We start from the raw sequence: 3231 nt of genomic DNA, 5'->3' as shown, positions 1-3231 counted from the left end.
AGCGCTTTTATCTGTTCGCCGGTTGCCATAGCATACCTCCTCTCTCCACACATTCTTCGCAATTCTACCGCGTATGTCGAATCCGATCAGCGAGGTTCTAGGCGAAGGGATAAATTATCCATTGGAGTTGAACACCTCCCGCGCGCTCCCACGCACGACCAGCCCCAGGTCAAGCGCGCGATACAGATACCGCGCGGCGTACGAGCAATACGGCCGCCACAGGTCGCACACCACGGTGCGCACGCCCGCATCGGTCACGGGCGCGCCATACAGCCACTCGAACGACTTGCGGAACGTGAGGTCGCTTACGGGCAGCACGTCGGGGCGGTTCAGGTGGAACAGCATGAACATGTGCGCGGTCCACTCGCCGATGCCGGGCAGCGCGGTGAGCCATGCGTGCACGGTCTCGTCGTCTTCGCCCGCAAGCGCCTCGAGGTCGCGTTCGGTCACGGTGCGCGCCAGGTTCGCCAGGCATTCGGCTTTGCGCTTCGACACGCCGATGCCGCGGATCTCCTCGACGGTCAGCGCGCCCAGCGTCTCGGGCGCTATTCTGCCGCCGCACAGATCCCGCAGGCGCGCGTCCATCGTGGCCGCCACCTTCGTCGAGAGCATCTGCTCGATGATCGAATGCGCCAGGTTCGCGAAGCCCGATTCCGACGCGTGACATTCGATCGACCCGATGCGCTCGATAAGCCGCGCAAGCCGCCAGTCCCGTTCGCGCAGGTGCGCCACGGGAGGGGAGTCGATGTCGATTATGGTTGCGGTGCTTGCAGTACTCGTGATCCTGCCGTTCGGTCGTCTGATCACGCCTCCACAGGCTCCTTCCGCGGTCTTCCAGCTCCGCGGGGCGATGCCTTCCGCACCGCAATGCTCGATTCGGTAACGTAGGTTCGCCTGCCGTTTCGGTAACCTTCGAGCAGCCCTGCGTCGATCATGTGCGTGATGCGTCCTGCCGACACGCCCAGCTCGCGTGCTGCCTGCGCCGCGGAGACAACGGGGCCGTTCACGATGTACGATTCATCGACCTCGAAGAACACGCACAGGCGCTCGGATCCTTCAGGCGCTTCCTCGCGGCAGTATTCAGGGACGGGCTCGCCGTGTTTGAGATGCGATGCCACCCAGGTTTTTGCGGCATCAGCGGCCATATACGCCGCATCGTGATAGTCGTCGCCGTCGGTGAAGCAGCCGGGCAGGGTGGGAAACTCCACGCTGTAGCCGCTGCCCTCTTCAGGCGTCAAGATCGCGTCGAAAATATACGTTCCCATCATACGTCCTTTCGGGGCGTCGCCTGCATCCATCCTGCGGCTTTCGCAATACTGCGATACGTGCCCAGTTTGACCTCTTTGCGGGATGTGGGCACGCTGATCGTGACGCCGTCTTTTCGGAAAAGGACATGGCTTCCTTTTCCGCTTTCCTCTTCCCAGCCCTCTTTCCTGAAGCGTTTGAGGATTTCCCGCACTTCTTGCTCTTTCGGCATCGGTCTCCTTTGCGGGAAAATTATAAAGTATTGCTAATTATTATTCAAATCTAGTGTTAGTATAAAACAAATGTTCTATTTTAGATAGGCGGACGCATAGATGACGAAAACGAATTCACTAACAAGCACGGCATTCTCGGTGCGTAGTGTTTCGCCTGGCGCAATGGATGTCGTGCTGATTTCGTTTACGTATAGGTAAACGAAATCAGCAGCTCGTCGTTTTCGCGCGTCGATTCGCCGCCTTAGCGCATCTTGGGCAGCTTACTCGCGCTGCGGTTCCTTTCTTGGTCGGCTCGCGTCCTCCGTCCGACGGATCCGCGCGGTTTTCCGACAGAATAGCCCGACTTATTGTCGAAAAGCCACGCTGATTCGCACGTAGGTGCGCCTTCGCTTCGACTGCCGGTCGTTCGCTGCTACAATACCCCGCAGGCGCATCGCCGCCCACCGCCCACCACCTTTCACCAGACAGGAGGCCCTCATGAGATACGTCCTCACCGGCGATTCCGATTGCCCCATCGCCCAGCTCGCGCTTCTGCGCGGCGAATCGGTTCGGATCGAATCGGGCAGCATGGTGTATTCGCGCGGGGTCGAGCTTTCGGGCGGCCTCAACACGAAGAAGAAGGGCCTCGGCGGCGTGTTCAGCGCCATCGGCCGCAGCATCACGAGCGGCGAGTCGATGTTCATCACCACCGCCACGGGCACGGCCGACGTGGGCGAGCTCGCCATCGCGCCCGCCATCCCCGGCAAGATCACGTGCCTCCAAGCCGACGCCCAGCACCAGTACCGCCTGAACACGGGCACGTTTCTGGCGTGCGACGCCACGCTTGACTACTCGATGGTCAACCAGGGCATCTCAAAAGCCCTCTTCGGCGGCACGGGCGGCCTGTTCGTCATGGAGACAAACGGCACCGGCGCCATCCTCGTCTCGGCGTTCGGCGACCTGTTGACGATCGACGTGACGCCCGCCTCGCCCGTCACCATCGACAACGAGCACGTGGTCGCCTGGGACGCGAGCCTCGACTACCGCATCGAGGTCGCAAGCGGCATGTTCGGCTTCACTACCGGCGAAGGCCTCGTGAACACGTTCACCGGCACCGGGCAGGTCTACATCCAAACGCGCAACCTGCGCAACCTCGCCCAGGCGATGCACCCTTACCTGCCCACGTCGGCGAACTAGCATCTGCGCGAGAAAGGATCCCCCATGTCCGTTCTGTTCGTGGAATACCCGAAATGCTCGACGTGCAAGAAAGCGAAGAAGTGGCTCGACGACCACAACGTCGACTACACCGACCGCCACATCGTCGAGGACAACCCGACGGCCGCCGAACTGGCCGAATGGCAGAGGAGAAGCGGGCTTCCCGTGCGCCGGTTCTTCAACACGAGCGGCATGCTCTACCGCGAGCGCAACGTCAAGGCGCTGCTTGACGCGGGCATGGCCGACGCCGACGCCTTCGCGCTGCTCGCCGAAAACGGCATGCTCGTCAAACGCCCCATCGTCGTGGGCGACGACTTCGTGCTCGTCGGCTTCAAAGAGGCCGAATGGGAGCGCACGCTGCTCTAGAGGATATGAGAGGCGGCCGGAGCCCCCTCTTTCCCCGGCTCTCCTCGGCGGCGCTCGCCTTCATGTTCTACCTGGGGCTCGTGCCAAAAGCGAGCGTCGCCGCGGTGCGCCGCCTTGCGACTCGAAAATGAGAAAAGGGGACAGTCCCTTTTTCTCGTTCCGCGCATAAGGGGTCGAGCAGCTTTATCGAACC

5 protein-coding genes are annotated in these 3231 nt (G+C 61.6%); 2 read left to right on the top strand and 3 right to left on the bottom strand.

Features of this window, described 5'->3' with window-relative positions:
- Positions 1-114: 114 nt before the first annotated feature.
- The 3 genes from Q0J60_RS05870 to Q0J60_RS05860 are packed head-to-tail and all read right to left on the bottom strand — an operon-like array spanning position 115 to position 1477.
- Complete coding sequence (locus tag Q0J60_RS05870; protein WP_294439460.1) at positions 115-807, bottom strand: DNA-3-methyladenine glycosylase; 693 nt, start codon at positions 805-807, stop codon at positions 115-117.
- Positions 804-1265, bottom strand: coding sequence for a type II toxin-antitoxin system HicB family antitoxin (locus tag Q0J60_RS05865; protein ID WP_294439459.1), 462 nt, complete (start codon positions 1263-1265; stop codon positions 804-806). Before Q0J60_RS05865 ends, Q0J60_RS05870 begins: the two co-directional genes overlap by 4 nt.
- The gene (locus Q0J60_RS05860) at positions 1265-1477 is read right to left on the bottom strand and encodes a type II toxin-antitoxin system HicA family toxin (protein WP_294439457.1); all 213 of its coding nucleotides are present in this window, start codon (positions 1475-1477) and stop codon (positions 1265-1267) included. The genes Q0J60_RS05865 and Q0J60_RS05860 overlap by 1 nt, the downstream gene beginning before the upstream one ends.
- Positions 1478-1955: 478 nt before the next feature.
- Here Q0J60_RS05860 and Q0J60_RS05855 point away from each other — a divergent pair, with 478 nt between their 5' ends.
- Both Q0J60_RS05855 and Q0J60_RS05850 read left to right on the top strand, forming a co-directional pair.
- Entirely contained in the window at positions 1956-2654 is a 699-nt protein-coding gene (locus Q0J60_RS05855) for a TIGR00266 family protein (RefSeq protein ID WP_294439455.1), read from the top strand.
- A 24-nt stretch (positions 2655-2678) separates the two neighbouring features.
- On the top strand, positions 2679-3038 hold the full coding sequence (locus Q0J60_RS05850) for an arsenate reductase family protein (RefSeq protein WP_294439454.1): 360 nt from the start codon (positions 2679-2681) through the stop codon (positions 3036-3038).
- The last annotated feature ends 193 nt before the right edge of the window (positions 3039-3231 follow it).

The sequence above is a fragment of the uncultured Slackia sp. genome (assembly GCF_944321625.1).
Classification (GTDB): domain Bacteria; phylum Actinomycetota; class Coriobacteriia; order Coriobacteriales; family Eggerthellaceae; genus Slackia.
This window is presented reverse-complemented; position numbering and strand designations above follow the sequence as displayed.

Excerpts from the sequence above, each read along its gene's own strand:
- Q0J60_RS05850 (WP_294439454.1), top strand. The coding sequence starts at position 2,679 with ATGTCCGTTCTGTTCGTGGAATACCCGAAATGCTCGACGTGCAAGAAA.
- Q0J60_RS05865 (WP_294439459.1), bottom strand. The coding sequence starts at position 1,265 with ATGGGAACGTATATTTTCGACGCGATCTTGACGCCTGAAGAGGGCAGC.
- Q0J60_RS05860 (WP_294439457.1), bottom strand. The coding sequence starts at position 1,477 with ATGCCGAAAGAGCAAGAAGTGCGGGAAATCCTCAAACGCTTCAGGAAA.
- Q0J60_RS05855 (WP_294439455.1), top strand. The coding sequence starts at position 1,956 with ATGAGATACGTCCTCACCGGCGATTCCGATTGCCCCATCGCCCAGCTC.